The organism is uncultured Mobiluncus sp. (assembly GCF_947254095.1).
Classification (GTDB): domain Bacteria; phylum Actinomycetota; class Actinomycetes; order Actinomycetales; family Actinomycetaceae; genus Mobiluncus.
In genome coordinates, this window is the sequence record NZ_CAMYBV010000004.1 from 63,140 (window position 1) to 82,947 (window position 19,808).

At 54.0% G+C, this 19,808-nt stretch carries 14 protein-coding genes; 13 read left to right on the plus strand and 1 reads right to left on the minus strand.

Going from position 1 to position 19,808, the window contains the following annotated elements:
• The first annotated feature begins 71 nt into the window (after positions 1-71).
• Together pgi and Q0X47_RS02230 are read left to right on the plus strand one after the other, a co-directional pair.
• Entirely contained in the window at positions 72-1,745 is a 1,674-nt protein-coding gene (pgi, locus tag Q0X47_RS02225) for a glucose-6-phosphate isomerase (protein WP_297722347.1), read from the plus strand.
• A 124-nt stretch (positions 1,746-1,869) separates the two neighbouring features.
• Positions 1,870-2,856, plus strand: a complete 987-nt coding sequence (locus tag Q0X47_RS02230; RefSeq protein WP_297722351.1) for a malate dehydrogenase — start codon at positions 1,870-1,872, stop codon at positions 2,854-2,856.
• A gap of 78 nt (positions 2,857-2,934) precedes the next feature.
• On the opposite strand, the gene Q0X47_RS02235 is transcribed toward Q0X47_RS02230, so the two are convergent.
• Positions 2,935-4,521 carry an alpha-amylase family glycosyl hydrolase gene (locus Q0X47_RS02235; RefSeq protein WP_297722353.1) on the minus strand — a complete coding sequence of 529 codons (1,587 nt, stop codon included), beginning with the start codon at positions 4,519-4,521 and terminating at the stop codon, positions 2,935-2,937.
• Positions 4,522-4,830: 309 nt separating this feature from the next.
• Between Q0X47_RS02235 and Q0X47_RS02240 the strand changes: the two genes are divergently transcribed.
• The 11 genes from Q0X47_RS02240 (at position 4,831) to Q0X47_RS02290 (ending at position 19,792) form a co-directional block, all read left to right on the plus strand.
• Positions 4,831-6,084: an extracellular solute-binding protein gene (locus Q0X47_RS02240; RefSeq protein WP_297722356.1), complete on the plus strand. Its 1,254-nt coding sequence runs from the start codon at positions 4,831-4,833 to the stop codon at positions 6,082-6,084.
• Positions 6,085-6,195: 111 nt separating this feature from the next.
• Complete coding sequence (locus Q0X47_RS02245) at positions 6,196-7,599, plus strand: carbohydrate ABC transporter permease (protein WP_297722359.1); 1,404 nt, start codon at positions 6,196-6,198, stop codon at positions 7,597-7,599.
• Positions 7,596-8,516, plus strand: a complete 921-nt coding sequence (locus Q0X47_RS02250) for a sugar ABC transporter permease (protein ID WP_297722362.1) — start codon at positions 7,596-7,598, stop codon at positions 8,514-8,516. Before Q0X47_RS02245 ends, Q0X47_RS02250 begins: the two co-directional genes overlap by 4 nt.
• On the plus strand, positions 8,517-9,290 hold the full coding sequence (locus Q0X47_RS02255; RefSeq protein ID WP_297722365.1) for a TraX family protein: 774 nt from the start codon (positions 8,517-8,519) through the stop codon (positions 9,288-9,290).
• 224 nt (positions 9,291-9,514) lie between these two features.
• Positions 9,515-10,804 (plus strand): ABC transporter substrate-binding protein, encoded by a 1,290-nt coding sequence (locus tag Q0X47_RS02260; RefSeq protein ID WP_297722368.1) that lies wholly within the window; start codon positions 9,515-9,517, stop codon positions 10,802-10,804.
• 184 nt (positions 10,805-10,988) lie between these two features.
• Positions 10,989-11,960, plus strand: coding sequence for a carbohydrate ABC transporter permease (locus tag Q0X47_RS02265; protein WP_296182756.1), 972 nt, complete (start codon positions 10,989-10,991; stop codon positions 11,958-11,960).
• Positions 11,957-12,868: a carbohydrate ABC transporter permease gene (locus Q0X47_RS02270; RefSeq protein WP_296182759.1), complete on the plus strand. Its 912-nt coding sequence runs from the start codon at positions 11,957-11,959 to the stop codon at positions 12,866-12,868. The genes Q0X47_RS02265 and Q0X47_RS02270 overlap by 4 nt, the downstream gene beginning before the upstream one ends.
• A gap of 436 nt (positions 12,869-13,304) precedes the next feature.
• The gene (locus Q0X47_RS02275; RefSeq protein WP_297722372.1) at positions 13,305-13,511 is read left to right on the plus strand and encodes a type II toxin-antitoxin system Phd/YefM family antitoxin; all 207 of its coding nucleotides are present in this window, start codon (positions 13,305-13,307) and stop codon (positions 13,509-13,511) included.
• Complete coding sequence (locus Q0X47_RS02280; RefSeq protein WP_297722375.1) at positions 13,501-15,552, plus strand: class I SAM-dependent DNA methyltransferase; 2,052 nt, start codon at positions 13,501-13,503, stop codon at positions 15,550-15,552. Before Q0X47_RS02275 ends, Q0X47_RS02280 begins: the two co-directional genes overlap by 11 nt.
• Positions 15,549-16,805, plus strand: a complete 1,257-nt coding sequence (locus Q0X47_RS02285) for a restriction endonuclease subunit S (protein WP_297722378.1) — start codon at positions 15,549-15,551, stop codon at positions 16,803-16,805. Before Q0X47_RS02280 ends, Q0X47_RS02285 begins: the two co-directional genes overlap by 4 nt.
• Complete coding sequence (locus tag Q0X47_RS02290) at positions 16,802-19,792, plus strand: type I restriction endonuclease subunit R (protein WP_297722382.1); 2,991 nt, start codon at positions 16,802-16,804, stop codon at positions 19,790-19,792. Before Q0X47_RS02285 ends, Q0X47_RS02290 begins: the two co-directional genes overlap by 4 nt.
• Positions 19,793-19,808 lie beyond the last annotated feature (16 nt).

The following is a 19,808-nucleotide window of genomic DNA, read 5'->3' on the forward strand; positions in this document are numbered from 1 at the left end:
CGTAAGAACAGCAACGCAACCAGCCGCGGGAACAGTCCCGGGCAAACTATTGAACAGAAAGGGAAAACTCAATGGAAACGAAAGACCCCACCACCCTGGCAGCATGGAAAGACCTCAGCGCGATGGCCGCTGGTTTCCACCTGGATTTACGCAAAGCCTTTGCAGCCGACCCCGCCAGGGCGGAGAATCTCTCCTTCTCGGCCGCGGATTTGCACGTGGATTTGTCAAAGAACCTGATTACCGGGGCGGTGTTTGAAAAACTCTTGGAGCTTTCCACCCAGGCCGGCGTGCGCGACTTGAGCGAGGCCATGTTCAACGGCGAACACATCAACAACACGGAAAACCGAGCGGTGCTGCACACTGCGCTGCGGGCTCCCGCCGGAACCCAGCTGATGGTGGACGGCAGGGACGTCATTGCCGATGTGCACGAGGTCTTGGGGCGGATTTACGACTTCGCTGACTCGGTGCGTGACGGGTCTTGGGTTGGGGTCAGTTCCAAACGTATCCAGACCGTGGTCAATATCGGTATTGGAGGTTCTGACCTGGGGCCTTACATGGCTTACGAGGCGTTGCGGCCTTACGTGAAGCCCGGCCTGGAATGCCGTTTTGTGTCCAACATTGACCCCACCGATATTTCGGAAAAAACCCGCGACCTGGACCCGGAAACGACCCTGTTCATCATCGCGTCCAAGACTTTCACCACCCTGGAAACCATCACCAACGCGAAAGCCGCCCGCACCTGGCTGCTGCATGGCCTGCAGGAACGCGGCGTCATCGACGACACCGAGACGGCCGCGAAAGACGCTATCTCTAAGCACTTCGTGGCGGTGTCCACGGCCTTGGACAAGGTCGCGGACTTCGGCATCGACCCCCGCAACGCTTTCGGTTTTTGGAACTGGGTGGGCGGACGCTATTCCGTGGATTCTGCGGTGGGAACGTCTCTCGCGGTGGCCATTGGTCGGGAAGGTTTCGAGGCATTCTTGGCTGGTTTCCGCGCCATCGATGAGCATTTCCGCAACACTCCGCCGGCGTCGAACGTGCCGTTGCTGATGGGTTTGCTCAACGTGTGGTACTCCAACTTCCTGCACGCCCAGACTCACGCGGTGTTGCCGTATTCCCAGTATCTGCACCGTTTCCCCGCCTATCTGCAGCAGCTCACGATGGAATCCAACGGGAAACGGGTGCGCCGAGACGGGACTCTGGTCAGCTACGATACCGGTGAAGTGTTCTGGGGAGAGCCCGGCACGAACGGCCAGCACGCCTTTTACCAGCTGATTCACCAGGGGACTCGGCTGATTCCGGTGGACTTCATCGCGTTTGCCCGTCCGACCTGGGACCTCACTGACAGCGAGACCGGGAAACGTCAGCACGAACTGTTCCTGGGTAACTTCTTTGCCCAGAGTGCGGCGCTGGCTTTTGGGAAAACTCCCGACGAGGTGCGCGCGGAAGGTACGCCGGAAGAATTGGTCTCGCACCGGACTTTCCCGGGCGACCGGCCCTCGACTTCCATCATGGCCCCGGCTCTCACCCCGAAAGTGCTGGGCGAACTCATCGCCCTGTACGAGATGATTACGCTGGTCGAAGGCGCAATCTGGGGCATTGATTCCTTTGACCAGTGGGGCGTGGAGCTGGGCAAAGCGATGGCCATCAATCTGGGGCCGGCCATCAGCGGAGACGCCGAGGCCTTGGCGCAGACGGACGCTTCGACCCGGGGACTGCTGGAATACTATTTCGCCCACAAGTAAGCGGGTGAAATTCTGCGTTTTTTCAAGGAGCTCGGTTTACCCTCCTAGTGGCTTTTTGCGCTAAAGTAATGAATGCTGACGCTCAGAGTGGAAGCGTTTAACACGATACAAAGGAGTTAAATCAATGGCTAAAAGTCCTGTAAATGTTACCGTCACCGGTGCTGCTGGCAATATCGGATACTCGCTGGTATTCCGCATCGCCTCCGGCGAAATGCTCGGCCCGGATCAGCCGGTTCGTATCAAAATGTTGGAAATCACCCCGGCCCTGAAAGCTGCCGAGGGCACCGCCATGGAACTGAATGACTGCGCCTTCCCTCTGTTGGACGGTATCGACATTACTGACGACCCGAACGTGGCGTTCTCGGGCTGTAACTTTGGCCTGTTGGTCGGTTCGATGCCGCGTAAGCAGGGCATGGAACGTGCGGATTTGATTAGCGCCAACGGCGGTATTTTCGGTCCGCAAGGCAAGGCCATCAACGATAACGCCGCTGATGACGTGCGTATTTTGGTGGTGGGCAACCCGGCGAACACCAACGCGGTCATTGCCGCGGCCTCCGCCCCGGACGTTCCCGCTTCGCGTTTCAACGCCATGATGCGCCTGGATCACAACCGGGCTCTGAGCCAGCTGGCTGAAAAGCTCAACGTGCCGGTGTCCACCATCAAAAAGATGATTGTGTGGGGCAACCACTCTGCTGACCAGTACCCGGACATCTCTTTCTGCGAGGTAGACGGCAAGCCGGCGTGCGGCCTGGTCGATGAGGCTTGGTTGGACGATTACTTCGTTCCGACCGTGGCCAAGCGCGGTGCGGCCATTATTGAGGCTCGCGGTAAGTCCTCCGCTGCGTCAGCGGCTGCCGCGGCTATCGACCACATGCATTCCTGGGCTTGCGGCACTCCCGCGGGCGACTGGGTTACCGCCGCTATCCCCTCAACCGGCCAGTACGGCGTTCCCGAGGGTCTTTCCTACGGCTTCCCCGTGACCTCTGATGGCAAGGAATGGAAGGTCGTGGAAGGTCTCGAAATCTCAGATAAGACCAAGGCAAAGATTAAGTTCAACGCCGACAAGGCTGCTGAGGAAATCGACACCGTGAAGTCCCTGGGCATTATGTAAATTGTCGCCAAGATTTCTCAGTTTGGGAGCCAGATTCTGGCTCCCAAACTGGTTTAAACCCTAGTTTGCGGGTTTCGTTTACAGAATCGCGAAACTTTGGGGTCCCAGCTGTAGCGTGGTTCCCACCACCTGGGCCGAGCCGATACTAATACGTACCGGGCGCGCTTGTGCCAAATCATATTCAGCGGTAGCACGCGCCGGATTGACCGCCACGATTAGGTCTTGCCCGGCATTTTCCCTTTTGAAAACGAATAAACGCCCCTCCGGCTTGGCGCTGAGGACCGTGAAAGCGCCGTCAGCCGCCAAAGCCGGGAGTTCCCGTTTGCATTCCAACACGCGTGCCACCGTGTGCCACAAAGAATCTGCCTGGGCGCGCTGCGCCGCCACGGTGGGAGCGTCCGCGCTGGTATCGACCGGCAGATAGAGATCCGCTGCCGCAGCCGTGGAAAATCCCAGGTTATCAGTGCAATCCCACTGCATCGGGGTGCGGGCACCGGTACGCACGTAACCACCCTCCTTGGTGGGCAACAGCTGGTGACGCAGGCCAATCTCATCTCCGTAATAGATAAACGGTACTCCGGGCAGGGTCAGTATCGTCGCCCACGCCAAACTGAGTTCGCGTTCGGTCAGCCGGGGCGCCACCCGCCAAGTATCGTGATTGCAGGTGATGAGACTGAAAAAGGCTCCGGCTTTCTCAGCGGCGCGCAGTTGCGGCTCGTATTGCTCCAGGAATCCGCAGATGCTGGTGGGGGTGTCCGCGTTGAAGTAGCTCAGGTCGTTTTCCCGCACATACGGGGTGTTCGTGTTGCGCAGCAAGATGTTGTAGCCGTTCGGGTGATTGTCCCACCGCCAATCCAGGTAAAAGTCCATGTCAAACCCGGCTTGTACCGACTCGCTGGGGACGCCCCACTCGGCTACAAACGCGGCTTCGGGGAACTCGGGACGAATCTGGTCAAACATATAATGCCAGGTCTTGATGGTGTACGGCTTGCCTTCATCATCGTGTTTCACCAGGGAGTTTGCCATGTCTACCCGGAATCCGTCGGCACCGGCAGAGAGCCAAAAGCGCATGACATCGACCATCGCGTCACAGGTTTTCCGGGCAGAGGTACCTAAAGCTGGGTCTTGCCAGGGATATTTCGGGTGGGCCCAACCGTAGTTCAAGGCCGGCTGGCATTTGAAGAAGTTGAGGATATAGGTTCCGTCGCGTTCCGTTTCCCCGCCAATAAAGGGGTAGCCGTCGCCCCCGGCAATCCAAGAGTCGGTCCACACGTAGCGGTCCGAAAACTCGTTCGGTTCGGGGCGTGAGCTGGACTGGAACCAGGCGTGTTCTTCAGAAGTGTGGCCGGGCACCAGGTCCAACAGCACGTGAATTCCCAGGGCATGTGCCTGGTCAAACAGTTTTACCAAGTCCTCGTTGGTGCCGTAGCGAGGGGCCACTAACTTGTAGTCGCGTACGTCGTATCCCGCGTCCTTGAAAGGCGAATCAAACAGGGGATTGAGCCACAGCGCATCGACCCCCAACTCTTTGAGATAGTCCAGCCGGGAAATAATGCCCGGAATGTCCCCGATGCCGTCCCCGTTGGAGTCCTGAAAACTCTGGGGATAAATTTCATAGAAAACCGCGTTATTCAGCCACTTTGGACGGGGGTATGGGGCGTTCACAGTGATCCTTTCTCAGAGGTTCGCTATCGAGAGGTCGCAAGGACCTCAGAACATCTTACAGAAGGCTCGGGGGTGTTTGCCCCCGAATCCGTCACGGAAAAACCGGTGTAAACGCCTTGTGAGCCCTCTCGCTTTGTGACAGGGCAATGGGCTACAAAATTTAGGACTTTAATCCCCCTTCCCTGCAAGAAAGAAAATGCTAGCATCTAAAATTAATGTTTGTTCCGACAAAACGGTCGGTTTTTCCGCCGCTTTGCGGAACTTCCTGAGCTGGGGAGAAATCCTCCTCGCCTGTCGAAAGGAAAATTAATGTCCATGACGTTTAAGAAAGCCTTTGGTCTGATAGCCGCCTCGGCGGTGGCCCTGTCCATGAGCGCCTGCGGTGGCGCTGGCGGGAATAGCGCCGGCGGACAGTCCGAGGATGTGTCGCTGTCTGTGTGGGCTCCTCAAGAGGACCAAGCGGACGGTAACAGCTGGCTGGCTAAGATGGAGGAATCCTTCGCGAAGGCTCATCCCGAATACAAGATTACCTGGAAGAACGACGTGGTCTCTGAGGGCGACGCCAAGACTAAGGTAGAGACCGATCCGGCCGCTGCCGCTGATGTTTACATGTTTGCCAACGACCAGCTGGGCGGCTTGCTCGATGCCGAGGCTATCGGCGAGCTGGGCGAGAACGAAGCCAAGCAGGTCAAGGAACAGAACGAACCGTCCATGGTGGACTCGGTCACCGGTACCGATGGCAAGATTTACGGTGTTCCCTTTACATCTAACACCTGGTTCATGTACTACAACTCAAAGAAGTTCTCGGCTGATGACGCGAAGTCTTTAGACGCGATGCTCGCTAAAGGCAAGGTGTCTTTCCCGCTCGACAACTCCTGGTACATTCAATCCTTCTACACCAAGGGCGCAGGCCTGACGTTCTTTGGTGACAAAGGCAACGATGCTACGAAGGGCATCACTTTTGCCGATGGCGATGCTGCCGCTACCGCGGTAACGAAGTACCTGGTCGGCTTAGCCAATAACCCGAACTTTATGGATGACGCGGAAGGCTCCGGCCTGGGCGCGCTGAAGGCCGGTGACACCGATGTGCTGTTCTCCGGGACTTGGGATGCCGCCAACGTTAAGGAAGCCCTGGGCGATGGATACGCCGCCGCCAAGCTGCCGACCTACAAGCTGGACGGCAAAGACGTTCAGATGGAGGCTTTCGCCGGTTCCAAGGCCGTGGCTTACAACCCGCACGCCAAGAACGCCAAGGCTGCCGCTCAGTTTGCGGCGTTCCTGGGCTCCACCGAAGCCCAAAAGGCTCACTACGAGATGCGCGGCATTGTCCCGACCGACAAGTCCCTGGTCGACTCCGTTACGGACGACGACTTCGCCGCCAAGGCTCAGCTGGAAGTCATCTCTGGGGCTTCCATCCTGCAGCCGACAATCTCCGCGATGGGTTCCTGGTGGGATCCGGCCGAGGCTTTCGGCAAGGGCATTTTGAACAAGGAAATCACGGAGGCCACCGCCGAAGCTCAAACCCAGAAATGGTCTGAGCAACTGGCCAAGATGGTTGGCTAGATAACTACATCTCGAAGCTGTCGGGCCGCTGGTGAGTGGCAATCCCCCCAGCGGCCCCGCAGCCCGACCGCGGGTTTTACCGGCGGCCTTTTCACTGAGAAGGAAACCTGAATGGACGCAACGCAAACGTCAAAACGCGAGGCGAGGCTACGTAAGAAACTCGGGAAAGACTACGTCTCACCCTCGCCCTATAGCCTCAAAGCTGCTTTCCGGGAAGGCGACGCCATTACCAAAGCGTCCGCCGTAATCTTCGGACTGGGCAACCTGACGCACCGCCAAATAGTAAAAGGGGCGCTCTTCCTACTTTTAGAGATAGCGTTCTTTGCCTTCCTGTTCACCAACGGTTTGGGTTTCCTCGCGAAACTTCCCGGACTTGGTGACCAACAGCGAGGCAAGGTGCTGGTCGACGGCTATTGGGAGTACACTGCCGGGGACAACTCGGTCATCATCCTGCTCTACGGTGTGGCCACGATACTCATCATTCTGGCGTTCATCGGTTTGTGGAATCTTTCGGTGCGTTCGGCCTACAAGGCCCAGGTGCTGACCGCGAAACACGGTAGAGCTCCTTCGATACGCGAGGACATTGCGGATTTGCTGGACAAGCGATCCCATATCGGCTTTTTGTTCCTGCCGACTCTAGGCATCCTCACCTTTACCGTACTGCCGCTGCTATTCATGATTTCCATGGCTTTCACCAGCTATGACCACAAACACCTGGTACTTTTCGACTGGGTAGGGTTGAAAAATTTTGCGGCGATTTTTGCCAATTCCTCCGGGGATGTGAACCTGCGAATCTTTAGTTCCGTGCTGATATGGACCCTGGTGTGGGCTATCTTTGCGACCTTCCTCAACTTTTTCTTGGGCATGTTCATGGCCATGCTCATCAACCGGAAAACCACCCGCTTTAAGAATTTTTGGCGGGCGTGCTTCTCAATGTCTATCGCGGTGCCGCAGTTCGTGTCCCTACTGGTCATCAACCTAATGCTGCAGCCGCAAGGCGCTATCAACCGGTTGCTGATGGACTGGGGATGGATTAACCAAGCCTTGCCCTTCTTTACGGATGCCACTTGGGCTCGCGTCACCGTCATCGTGGTGAATCTCTGGGTCGGTATTCCTTTCACGATTATGCAGGTTACGGGCATTTTACAAAACATTCCTGCCGACCAGTACGAAGCAGCCAAGATTGACGGGGCTAACTCTTGGGTGATTTTCCGCAACATCACCATGCCCTACATCATCTTCGTGCTCACTCCCTATCTGATTACGACTTTCACGGGCAACGTCAATAACTTCAACGTTATCTACCTGCTGTCCCGCGGCGCGCCCGTACCGGTGGGAGATTCCGCCGGCAAGACTGACCTTTTGATTACCTGGCTGTACAAACTCACGGTAGACAAAAACGACTACAACCTCGGTGCGGTCATCGGTATCATGACCTTCATCGTGCTGGCGGTGGTGTCGCTCATTACCTACCGGAGATCCGGTTCCTTCAAGAATGAGGAGGCCTTCCGATGAACACATCCGCTCCCAACACAACAGTTGAGGCCACTCCTCGTGCCGATTCCAAAACGTCCCTCATGGGCAGTCTCAGCAAGCGCCGCATGGTCGGGGACATCGTGGTCCACGCGTTCCTAGCCATCATGGCGGTCATCTGGCTGCTGCCGATTGTGTGGGTCGTTGCCGAATCCTTCAACAAGGATCCTGCCCCTTACACCAAGACGTTCTTTCCCCGCGAGTTTTCGCTGAATAACTACATTAAGATTTTCACGGATCGTTCCGTCATGGACTTCCCCCGAATGTACTTGAACACCTTTATCATCGCCTGCTTTACCTGCGTGATTTCCGTGTTCTTCGTGCTGATGGTGGCTTACGTCATGAGCCGGATGCGGTTCCGTTTGCGCCGCACTTTCATGAGCGTGGTGTTGATCTTGGGTATGTTCCCCAGCATCATGGCTGTCTCCGCGATTTACTTCATCTTAAAGGCGGTGGGCCTGACCGGTGGCGGCATGACGATTCTCGCTTTGATTCTGGTGTATTCCGCCGGTTCCGGCGCGGGTTTCTATGTCATGAAAGGCTACATGGATACCATCCCGAACTCTTTGGACGAGGCGGCGATTCTGGACGGCTGCACCCGTTCTCAGGTGTTTTGGAAGATCATTCTGCCCATCTGTAAACCCATGATTGTTTACCAGGCTATCGTGAGTTTCTTGGGGCCGTGGCTGGACTTCGTGATGGCGAAAGTTATCGCCCGTACCCAGTCGGACTACACCGTGGCGTTGGGCTTGTGGCTGATGCTGGAAAAGGAATACATCCACACCTGGTTCGCGCGTTTCGCGGCGGGGGCAGTGTTGGTTTCGGTACCGATTGCCATTCTGTTCATCGTCATGCAGCGCTTCTACCAGGAGTCCATGTCCGGTTCGGTGAAGGGCTAGATGGCATCGTCTACCAACAGTGTGCCTGAAACCGGACCGGGGCGAATGCGTGGTCTGAGCAATCTTCGCCTCAAGGTCATCGCCGGGATTTTCCTGTCCCTCCAGGTGGCGTCCACCACGGTAGTTCCGTATTTTTTCGGAACGGACTTAAAGAATAACTTTGGTGCGCTCACCGCGGCGGTGCTCAGCGAAGTCGTTTCCTGGTGTGCGGTGCCGATTTATGCGTGGCTCCTCGCGGAGGGGTTTTCCTGGACCGCTAACCGATGGCACTACCTGCTGCGCCTGGTCATTTTGGCGCTGGTCTGCGAAGTTCCTTACGATTTGGTGACTTTCCGCCGGCCCGTGGACTGGGCTTCGCAAAATCCGGTGTTTGGCCTCGCCTTGGCGTTGCTGGTGTTGATTCTCATCGACTATGTTCGCAACAGGTGGTCGGGCGCACAAGCGTGGCTGGGCGGGGTGGTGCTGTCCGTTGCCGGGATACTTTGGGCGCTGCTGCTGCACTTGGGAACCCGTCAAGGTGTCATCAACATCGGGTGTTTGCTGATCGGTTTCACGCTGATTTTTTATCTGCTGAGGCTGCGGGAAAACACCATGATGATGACAGCCGGTTTGCTGGGTGCCGTCAGCTTGGTGACCCCGGCTATCGGAGTGGCTTTTCTGCACTATCGCAACGAAACCTTGGGGTACCTCAACGCCAATACCCGGTGGTTTTGTTACGCAGTCTATCCGCTGCTCCTGATGCTGGGGGTGGCGTGGGGCACCCTGTTGCTTTAGGACGGTGCGGGCTGCTGACGCAACGCAGACTGCGGGGAAAACATAGGATTGACAAAATATTTACAAAATACCCTAGTCATGTTGGGTCCTGAAGGTAAAAACGTAATGTTGCAGTCATTTTTCATCAAGACCTGACGGAATATATGAGAGAATGTTACTTGTCCCTGACGGGTAAAGATGCCTGCAGGGAGCAACGACAATGAAGTTAACTGATTGGAGTTTCAATGCGAAAGCTCATTGCGGCTGCGGGCGCTCTGGCCCTCGGCCTAACTATGACAGCCTGCTCTTCGGCTTCTGATGCCGGAAAAGACGGTGGCGACGCCGCTGGCAGTGCCTCTCAAGTGGGTGTGGTGACCTGGTGGGAGCAAGGCTCTGAGAAACAGGGTTTTGACGCCTTAAAGAAGGTCTTTGCGGAACAGCACCCTGATGTGGAACTGATTAAGCAGTCCGAATCCGGTGGTGGCGGCACCAACGCAAAGCAGAAGTTGGCGGCTGACTTGGCGGCAAAGAACCCGCCAGACACCTATCAGGCTCACGCTGGCGCCGAGCTTTCCTCGGATATTGCCGCGGGATACCTGGAAGACGTTTCTGGCCTGTACGACGAGTTCAAGCTGCGCGATGCTTTCCCGGCTGACTTGGTTGACCTCCTGACCGTGGATGGCAAGATTTACTCCGTCCCCTCTAACATTCACCGCGCTAACGTAGTGTGGGCCAATGTTGAGGTCATGCAAAAGGCCGGTTTGGATCCCAAGGCTCCGCCGAAAGATATCAAGGGCTGGATTGCTGACATGGAGAAACTCAAGGCTGCCGGTGTGCAGTACCCGATTACGGTCGGCGCCACCTGGACCCAGCTGGAATTGCTGGAAACCGTCCTGATTTCCGACTTAGGCACCGATGCCTACAACGGCTTGATGAATGGCAAGACTGATTGGAGCGGTCCGGAAGTCAAGGCTGCTTTGGATGACTACGCCAAGATTTTGACCTACGCCGATCCGTCCTTGCTCTCTGAGGACTGGGAACCTGCCATGAAGCCGGTCATCGAAGGCAAGTCTGCCTACAACGTGATGGGCGACTGGGCGCCTCCGGCTTGGGAGAACGCCAAGATGAAATGGGATAAGGACTACGTGACCTTCCCGGTTCCGGGCAACGAAGGCGTGTTCGACTTCCTGGCTGACTCTTTCACCCTGCCGGTGGGCGCGAAGCACCCCGATGGCACGAAGGCTTGGTTGAACACCATTTCCTCCAAGGAAGGTCAGATTGCTTTCAACGTGGCTAAGGGCTCTATTCCGGCTCGTTCCGACCTGACCGCCGATGAACTGTCGAAGTTCTCGGATTACCAGCGTTCCGCAATGGAATCCTTCGGCAAGGACACCATCGTTTCTTCTATCGCTCACGGTGCGGCTCTGCCTTTGGCAGCCACCGAAAAGATGAAGAGCGCTCTGGGCAAGTTCAACTCCAGCAAGGACGTTGCGGCTCTCCAAAGTGAGCTGGCTGCAGCGGCTGCTGCGAAGTAGCCCTCAAACAGGCAAGTTTTTACGCCGGCGGGTTTTTCAAAATGGCAAAAACCCGCCGGCGTAAGGCTGAACTGGGGCGCATCAACCGACCTTGTGCAGTCGGCAGAGGTGAGCGGAGAACCTGGTGCACACCGATGCGAACCCCAACAATCTCAACCACATCGACCATAATTTAGGGGACAAAATGTCAGGCAACGCCGCCGTCAAAGCACCTGAAAAGGCTAGGGCGCCGATGAAGCGCAAACGAGCACGCAGCTCGAACGGGATTAAGCAGTGGGGACCCGGACTGCTACTGGTGTCGCCATCTATAATCCTCGTGGCTATTTTTGTGTACGGTTTGCTGGGGTCTAACTTGGTAACGTCCCTGCAAGACAACCACTCCGCGCCGCAAGTTTCGGGGGTGCAACCGGTTAACTTTGTGGGGTTTGCAAACTTCGCGGCGTTATTTGCGGACAAGGATTTCCAACATTCCTTGATTAACCTGTTGATGTTCACGGTAATGTTCCTGTTAGGCACGCTATTCTTTGGGTTCCTTTGGGCGTGGCTGTTGGATAAGCCCATTAAAGGCGAAGGGATTTTCCGTTCCGTTTTCCTGTTCCCGATGGCGGTATCGTTCATCGCCTCCGGTGTGGTGTGGCGCTGGATGCTGAACTCCGCTCAAGATGAAAACGCATCCGGTTTGAACCGGTTGCTCCAGATGGTGGGCCTGGGCGGACTGCAAAACGACTGGATTGCCAACCCCACTTTCGGGGTGCTGGCGGTGGGGATTCCCGCCGTGTGGCAGCTTTCGGGCTACGTCATGGCCCTGTTCCTGGCGGGATTCCGCGGGGTGCCTGACGACTTGCGGGAGGCCGGGCGTGTGGACGGCGCTAACGAATGGCAGCTGTACCGATACATTATCTTTCCGCAGCTCGCTCCCGTAGCGCTCAGCGCGGTCATCATCATCGGGCATATGTCGCTGAAGTCCTTTGACTTGATTATGGCTGTCGCGGATCAGACTTTCTATCAGACCAAGGTTCCGGCCATCGATATGTATAACTTCATGACGGTTTCGGATTACTCGAACGCGGCCGCGGTCGGCACGGTCCTGTTGGTGATTGTGGCGCTGCTGGTGGTGCCCTACTTGATTCACGACGCGAAGGAGGCCAACCGATGAGTTCCGCTGCTACAATCGACGCGGGTGCGGCCGCGATTACGACAAAAAAGGTCAACTCCAACGGTTCGGTAGGAAAGAAACGGGGCGGGGTCAGCGTCGGCAAAGTCATTCGCTACGTGCTCCTGATATTCTTCCTCGCTATGGTCCTCATGCCGGTCTACGTGCTGTTGATTACGTCTTTCAAAGGCGCGGGGGAGGCCGACCCGTCCCGGACTTGGTATCTGCCTGCTGAATGGAACACCGACAACTGGGCTCGAGCCTGGGAACACCTGCAGGGCGGGCTGCTGCGCTCGCTGATGATGGTCATTCCGGCCTCGATTATTTCAGCCATGCTCGGCTCCGCTAACGGTTTCGTCCTGTCCCGCTGGCGGTTCCCCGGAGCGAACGTGGTGTTCACCCTGATTCTGTTCGGTATGTTCATTCCTTACCAGGCCGTCATGATTCCGATGATGCGCATGGTGGTGGCGTCCCAGATTGGTTTCGGGATTCACACCCTGATTTTGATGCACATCATTTATGGCATTCCGATTACGACCCTGATTTTCCGTAACTATTACGAGAGCGTGCCGCGAGACCTCATCGAGGCCGCGCGTATCGATGGGGCGGGAATGCTGCGCACGTACTTTAACGTGGTGCTGCCGATTTCCATTCCGTCTTTCGTGGTGGTGCTGATTTGGCAGTTTACTTCCGCGTGGAACGACTTCCTGTTTGCCCTGTTCTTTGGCGGCGGTTCCCAGCGCGGCCCGGTGACCCTGTCCCTGAACGAGCTGGCGCACGGCTCGATTATGGCTGACTACGGCGGTTCCATGGCGGGCGCCTTGATTGCCTCCGTCCCAACGCTCCTGGTTTACATCGCGCTGGGTAAGTACTTCGTCGGCGGCATGATGGCCGGCTCCGTGAAGGGGTAATCCAGGCCGTTTGCAGTCTCTTGGGTTCGGAACAGTCGGGCGCATAGTTGATGGATGAAGCTTTTGGTGGCAAGAATCTGAAACTATAGATGGTGTTTCGCAGCGGACGTTCCTAACGGCAAGCACACGCAACCCATCGTGCTGGACTTGATACCAGGTACAGGCTTCACTCCGGCTGAGGCAGACAACATCGTCTAGGGGTTAGCATCCAATCCGGCACGTTTCGGAGATAAGCCTTGCTCTAGCGGGTTTCAGCCGAGGGGATTTCCGACCACAAGCAGAAAGGGCGACCTGCTCAGTATTTAGTTCATTTACACAGATTTTTACATGTAATTTAACTAATTAATATAAATGTAAATTAACCTATGTTTTTGCATGTGTTTGAGACTTATTTGTGGGAAACTTAAGACAACACGTTCGAGTTAGAGGGAGAGCTATGGCAGCCAAACGACGCAAACCGCCAATGCGTCACATCAACATTGGCGACCTCTCACGAGGTCAGGCATCCAGGCTGATTAAGGAAACCGCAGAAAAGGATGAGCCTGCCTATATTTTGCGTTACGGCAAGCCAATCGCTGTGCTGATCTCACATGACCGCTACGAACGACTGATGAATGAAGGAATTGATCCAAGTGAGCACTGAAAAACTAGCGAGTCACGTGTCGTTGATCTGGAATATCGCGGAGATTTTACGTGGAGACTACAAGGAGCACGAATACGGTGACGTTGTTTTACCTTTCACAGTGCTCACTCGTCTTGACTCGGTTCTTGTTGACACGAAGCAGGCAGTACTGGATATTAAAGCCACCTCTGTGCCACTTGAGGTGAAGGCGCTGCAGTTCCAGAAAGCTACCGGATACCCGTTCTGGAATACATCTAAATTCACGCTCAAGACTTTACTTAATGACCCCGACAACCTCGAGAGGAATCTTGCGTACTATGTCGAGTCGTTTTCCCCGGCAGCCCGGCAGGTGATGGAAGCCTACAACTTCTACAACGTGATTGAGCGACTTGATAAGGCTGGTTTGCTCTATCACGTGCTTAGTGAATTCACTTCCGTCAAAGTGAACCTTCATCCCAATGTGGTCAGTAACGATGAGATGGGATACATTTTCGAAGAACTTATCCGGCGTTTTTCCGAACTTTCCAATGAGACCGCTGGTGAACACTTCACTCCCCGTGAGGTTATCAAGCTAATGGTCAACATTTTGTTCAGCCCGGAAGAAGATATGGAGCGTCTGTGCACTAACGGGGCAATGGCTTCCCTCTATGATCCTGGAGTTGGCACTGGCGGCATGCTCTCTGTTGCTGCCGAGCATGTTCGCGAAATGAACGAGACCGCTCGGCTAGAGGTTTACGGACAAGAGCTCAACCCCCAAACCTTCGCGGTCGCGAAATCAGACATCATGATTAAAGGTGAGCAGCAAGAACGCATCTACTTTGGTAACTCGCTGACCGATGATAAAACCGCTGGCATGAACTTCGATTACATGCTGTGCAATCCCCCATTCGGAGTCAATTGGACGAAGTATAAAGATCTGATTCTCGAGGAAGCTGAACGCCAGGGCTTTGACGGTCGCTTCGGTGCGGGCACGCCACGGGTTTCCGATGGTTCGTTCTTGTTCTTGCAGCACATGATCAACAAAATGAAACCTTACGATGCGAAAGACCCTGTCAACGCGCCGGGCACCCGCATCGGGATTGTCTTTAACGGATCCCCGCTTTTCACCGGAGCCGCCGGACAGGGAGAATCCGAAATCCGCCGCTGGATCTTTGAAAACGATTGGCTGGAAGCCATCATTGCCCTGCCAGACCAGATGTTCTACAACACCGAACTTCTCACGTACGTTTGGGTTCTATCGAATAGGAAAGAACGTAAGCGCAAGGGCAAAGTCCAGTTGATCGATGCGACTAGCTTCTTCCGGCGCATGCGCAAGCCCCTTGGCAATAAACGCAAAGAACTTAACGAAAACAACATTGCCGATATCACCCGTATCTACGGCGAATTTACCGAATCTGAGTATTCAAAGATTTTTGATAGCGAAGATTTCAGATACCACGAGATTACGGTCGAACGGCCCCTGCGGCTCAGTTTCCAGATAACGCCAGCCTCGATAGAAGCACTTAAAGAAGCTAAGGCGTTCGCCAATTTGTCGACCTCGAAAAAACGTTCTGAACCAGCGCGCACTGAGCAGATCCAGGCAGGAAAGAAGCTGCAGGACGAAATCATCGCAGCTTTAAAATCATTCGACCCTGAGCGCGTATACCTAAATCGCGATGAGTTTGCTGACGCTCTTCGCGAGGGTATTAAAGAACGCGACCAGAAAATCAGTATTACAGCTCTGCGCAAGATCGTCACCGAGTTAGGCATCAAGAACCCCGAAGCTGATATTTGCACAGATACGAAGGGAAGTCCTGAGCCAGATGCTGACCTGCGCGACACGGAACAGATTCCCTTTCACGAGGACATCGAGGCTTACTTCCAGCGCGAAGTCATCCCCTACGCTCCTGACGCCTGGATAGATCACTCCAAGACCAAGATTGGCTACGAAATACCCTTCACCCGCTACTTCTATAAATACGAAGAACTCGGAGACCCGACAGAAACACTGGCAGAGATCCAGAACCTAGCAGCAAGCATTCAGGCTGATATTGCCAAACTGTTCAGCGAGCAGGTGAAATGATGACTGATATTTCGTCACGAAAGCTCAATTGGTTCGGTAGCCTCCCGCCGGGATGGCAAAGCCGGAAGATCAAATTTGCATGTCAGCTCCGCGTGCAGCAATCTTCAAACGTTGACTCCTACTTAGGCCTCGAGGACTTAGTTTCGTACGGTGGGCTGAGCGATCAGTGGGATCCTGATAAGGCTAAATTATCAACCGGGAATGGTAATTTGGCTCTCCCAGGCGATGTGGTCTTTAGCAAGCTGCGCGTATATCTAGCTAAGGGGCTAGTCGTGTGTAGGCCACTTCGTTGCACAACTGAGTTGATTATTTTGAATCCAGTGGGGGTGATAGCAGAGTATCTGAATTGGATTCTAAAAAGCGAAGCTTTCATTTCCTATTTAGACACAGCTTCGTACGGTACCAAAATGCCCAGGATCAGCCCAAAGTTCCTTCTCGAATCAGCAATTCCTATTCCACCAGTAGATGAACAACAAAAAATCTCTAGTCTTATTGGCTGCAAAGCCACTAAGCTTAGTGGACTCATAGAGAAGTTGCAGCGTGAGGTCGAGTTGTTGGAGCGTTATCGGCGTGAGTTGATCGCGCACACGGTAACCCATGGTCTAGATCCGGATGTGCCGATGCGCGACAGCGGAATTGACTGGATTGGGAAAATTCCTTCTCACTGGAAAACAGCCTCTATCTCCACCATCACTGATGAAAATAAAGTCAAGAATTCTGATCTTTCAGAAAAGAATCTTCTCAGTCTTAGCTACGGCAAGATTATTCGAAAAGACATCGATATCGCCTTTGGACTTCTTCCCGCTTCGTTTGATGCATATCAAGTTCTGGAAAACGGCTACATAGTTCTACGAATGACTGATCTTCAAAACGATAAACGCAGTTTGCGTAGCGCCATATCGAAGGAAAAAGGGATCATTACGGGGGCTTACATTGGATTGAAGACTCGCAGTTCAATCAGCCCAGATTATCTTGCATGGCTCCTTCGCTTCTACGATTTAGCAAAAGTGTTTTATTCCCTCGGTGGCGGTGTTCGTCAATCAGCTAACTATAAGGAGATAGGTAAAATTGCAGCTCTAGTTCCACCGCTTGATGAGCAAGAAGGAATTGCTAATTTCCTAAATAAAAAGAGCACAGAGGTAGACCTGACCATCTCTAGCATAAATAAACAGATCGAACTGTTGGATAAATACCGCAAGCAGGTTATTAACTACGTGGTGACTGGCAAAGTTTGCGTGGAAGGAACGGAATGATGGACACTACCGAGCGCAGGTTTGAAGAAGAAATCGAGTATTCGCTGACCCATTTTGGCGCTTCTCAGTTCGATTTGTACGAGTCACGTGACCCGTCTGGCTATGACCGGCAATTGGGTCTTTATCCGCAGGATTTGCTGGATTTTGTGCGTGAGACGCAGCCAGATTCGTGGGAACGGTTGGAGCGTATCCACGGGGCGAAGGCGGCTGAAATGTTTTGCAAGCGCGTGGCGCGTGAGCTTGACCGGCGTGGCGTCGTTGAGGCTTTGCGCCGAGGCGTAGAAGACCTTGGTGCCCGTTTCAAGCTGGTGTTTTTCGCTCCAGGTTCTGATTTGAATGAGTCTTTGGCGGAGAAATATTGGGCAAACCGCATGTCGGTGGTGCGCCAGCTTCGTTACTCGACTAAGAACGAAAAATCTGTAGATACGGTGCTGTTAGTCAACGGTATCCCAGTAGTTACTTTGGAGCTTAAGAATCAGCTGACCGGCCAGACCTACCGTGATGCCATCAATCAATACAAACGTTCGCGCCCAGCCAGTGAGGTTCTCTTCGGTTTAAATCGTCGCGCGGTGGTGCATTTTGCCCTCGATACTGACGAAGTCTGGATGACTACGAAGCTAGCGGGCATGGATACGGTGTTTTTACCGTTCAACCGGGGATACAACAATGGTGCCGGTAATCCGCCAGTTGCTGGGAAATACCGGACTTCATATTTGTGGGAAGAGGTACTGGCCAAAGATTCGCTGCTCGATATTCTGCATCGTTTTGTCCAGTTCATTCCTGACAAGGAAGACTCGCGAAAAAACAAGCTGATCTTTCCGCGTTACCACCAGTTAGATGCGGTTCGTGCATTAGTTGCCGATGCCAAAGAAAATGGGGCTGGTCGTAACTATTTGGTGCAGCACTCGGCAGGATCTGGTAAGTCAAACACGATAGCGTGGCTTGCCCATCATCTGTCGAATCTGCACGACGAGCAGCAGCGCGCAGTTTTTGATTCAATCATTGTAATCACTGACCGGCGTGTACTCGATAAACAGCTCCAAGACACTATTTACGCGATGGATCATACCGCTGGCGTGGTGGTAAAAGTTGATAAAAATGCCCGCCAATTAACCGAGGCGCTGGCAGATGGGGCAAAGATCATTATTTCCACCTTGCAAAAGTTCCCGTTTGTCGATGTCGGCAAGGTAGCGACCGCAGGTAAACGGTTTGCAGTGATTGTAGACGAGGCACACTCCTCCCAGACCGGTGAGGCTTCCGAAAAGCTGAAACAGGTCCTAGCCGATACAGTTACTGCTGGTAAAGAATCTGAAGAAGAGCTGCTGGAACGCTACGCGGCTGCCGAGGCTCGTGTTGAGGAAGAACAACTCGAGATTGACGAGCAAATCGCAGAGGAACTGCGTGTGCAAGGCAGGCAAAAGAACCTAACTTTCTTCGCTTTCACAGCCACGCCGAAACAGAAAACTTTGGAAATTTTCGGCACTCCTGTGCCTGACGGGACCCCTAGGCCGTTCCACGTGTATTCGATGCGTCAGGCCATCGAAGAGGGCTTCATCCTAGATGTTTTGAAGAACTACACGACTTACAAGACCTATTACAAGATCGGGAAAAAGACATCTGAGGATCCTGAGTACTCAACCAAACAGGCCAATAAAGCGCTAGGTAAATATTTAAGTCTGCACCCGTATAACCTGCGGCAAAAAGCCGAGATCATTATTGAGCATTTCCGGGCAAACGTCGCCCACAAGATCGGCGGCAAGGCGAAAGCCATGTTGGTCACAGGGTCGCGCCTGCACGCAGTTCGCTACTACTTCGCATTCCGGGACTACATCAAAAAGATGGACTACCACGATTTGGGTGTGCTAGTAGCGTTTTCTGGTTCAGTAGAAGACAAAGGCCAAGAATATACCGAAGAAGAGCTCAACCAGATCCCCGAAAGCGAGCTACCTGAAAAATTCGCAACCGGCGAGTACCAGTTGCTGCTGGTAGCCGAGAAATACCAGACCGGCTTTGACCAGCCACTCTTACACACGATGTACGTGGACAAGAAACTACACGGGGTTAAAGCAGTGCAGACGCTGTCGAGAATAAACCGCATGTATCCTGGAAAAACCGATACGTTCGTGCTTGATTTCGTTAACAGCGCCGAGGATATGCAGAAAGCCTTCCAGGACTACTACATTTCTACCGGTATCGCTGAAGAGACCGACCCGAACATTGTCTACGAACTCTACCATTTACTCACCGATTACCACCTGTGGACTGATAAAGAAATCGAAGGCTTCACCAAGGTTTTCTTTACCGAATCGAAGAAGCAGACGAACCTAGATTTCAGCCGTCTCAACGCATACCTCGACCCGGCTGTCGCTAGATTCAACCAGCTTGATGAAGAGGACAAGATCGATGTTCGCGCACGTATGAATAAGTTTAACCGCAACTACGATTTCCTCACTCACATCATCAGATACGACGATGTAAAGCTGCATCGTTTCGCCTCCTACGCGAAGCTATTGGTACGCAAACTTCACATCGAAGGAGATCCCGCCCCGCATGTCGAAGACGAAGTCAGCCTGCAGTACTACCGCCTCCAGCAGGTATACGAAGGTTCTATTGAGCTGGCAGACGAGGAAGGCCAGTTATCGAACAACCCCGATACGAGTGGCGCCGGTGAGGACGAGAAAGACAATCTGTCGAATATCATCTCCAAGCTCAACGATCGTTGGGGTACTGAGTTCACGCACATGGACAAGGTGATTGAACAGTTAACCGAAGATATGGTCGAAGACGCTGAAGTCAAAGCCCGCGCTCATAACTCATTAGATATGTTCTCTATCGTCTACGGTGAGCGCATTCAGGACATCGTGTTGGATCGTATGAACCAAAACCGGGATTTCGCAATCAAATATCTCTCGGATGCTCAGTTTAGAGCTGATATTGACCATATACTCCTTCCACTGATACATTCCCGTCTCAATCGCGAGTGTTAGTGGCAACTGAAATTTA

Bases quoted from the DNA above. Each gene is read 5' to 3' on its own strand.
- pgi (WP_297722347.1), top strand. From the start codon at position 72: ATGGAAACGAAAGACCCCACCACCCTGGCAGCATGGAAAGACCTCAGC.
- Q0X47_RS02230 (WP_297722351.1), top strand. From the start codon at position 1,870: ATGGCTAAAAGTCCTGTAAATGTTACCGTCACCGGTGCTGCTGGCAAT.
- Q0X47_RS02240 (WP_297722356.1), top strand. From the start codon at position 4,831: ATGTCCATGACGTTTAAGAAAGCCTTTGGTCTGATAGCCGCCTCGGCG.
- Q0X47_RS02245 (WP_297722359.1), top strand. From the start codon at position 6,196: ATGGACGCAACGCAAACGTCAAAACGCGAGGCGAGGCTACGTAAGAAA.
- Q0X47_RS02250 (WP_297722362.1), top strand. From the start codon at position 7,596: ATGAACACATCCGCTCCCAACACAACAGTTGAGGCCACTCCTCGTGCC.
- Q0X47_RS02255 (WP_297722365.1), top strand. From the start codon at position 8,517: ATGGCATCGTCTACCAACAGTGTGCCTGAAACCGGACCGGGGCGAATG.
- Q0X47_RS02260 (WP_297722368.1), top strand. From the start codon at position 9,515: ATGCGAAAGCTCATTGCGGCTGCGGGCGCTCTGGCCCTCGGCCTAACT.
- Q0X47_RS02265 (WP_296182756.1), top strand. From the start codon at position 10,989: ATGTCAGGCAACGCCGCCGTCAAAGCACCTGAAAAGGCTAGGGCGCCG.
- Q0X47_RS02270 (WP_296182759.1), top strand. From the start codon at position 11,957: ATGAGTTCCGCTGCTACAATCGACGCGGGTGCGGCCGCGATTACGACA.
- Q0X47_RS02275 (WP_297722372.1), top strand. From the start codon at position 13,305: ATGGCAGCCAAACGACGCAAACCGCCAATGCGTCACATCAACATTGGC.
- Q0X47_RS02285 (WP_297722378.1), top strand. From the start codon at position 15,549: ATGATGACTGATATTTCGTCACGAAAGCTCAATTGGTTCGGTAGCCTC.
- Q0X47_RS02290 (WP_297722382.1), top strand. From the start codon at position 16,802: ATGATGGACACTACCGAGCGCAGGTTTGAAGAAGAAATCGAGTATTCG.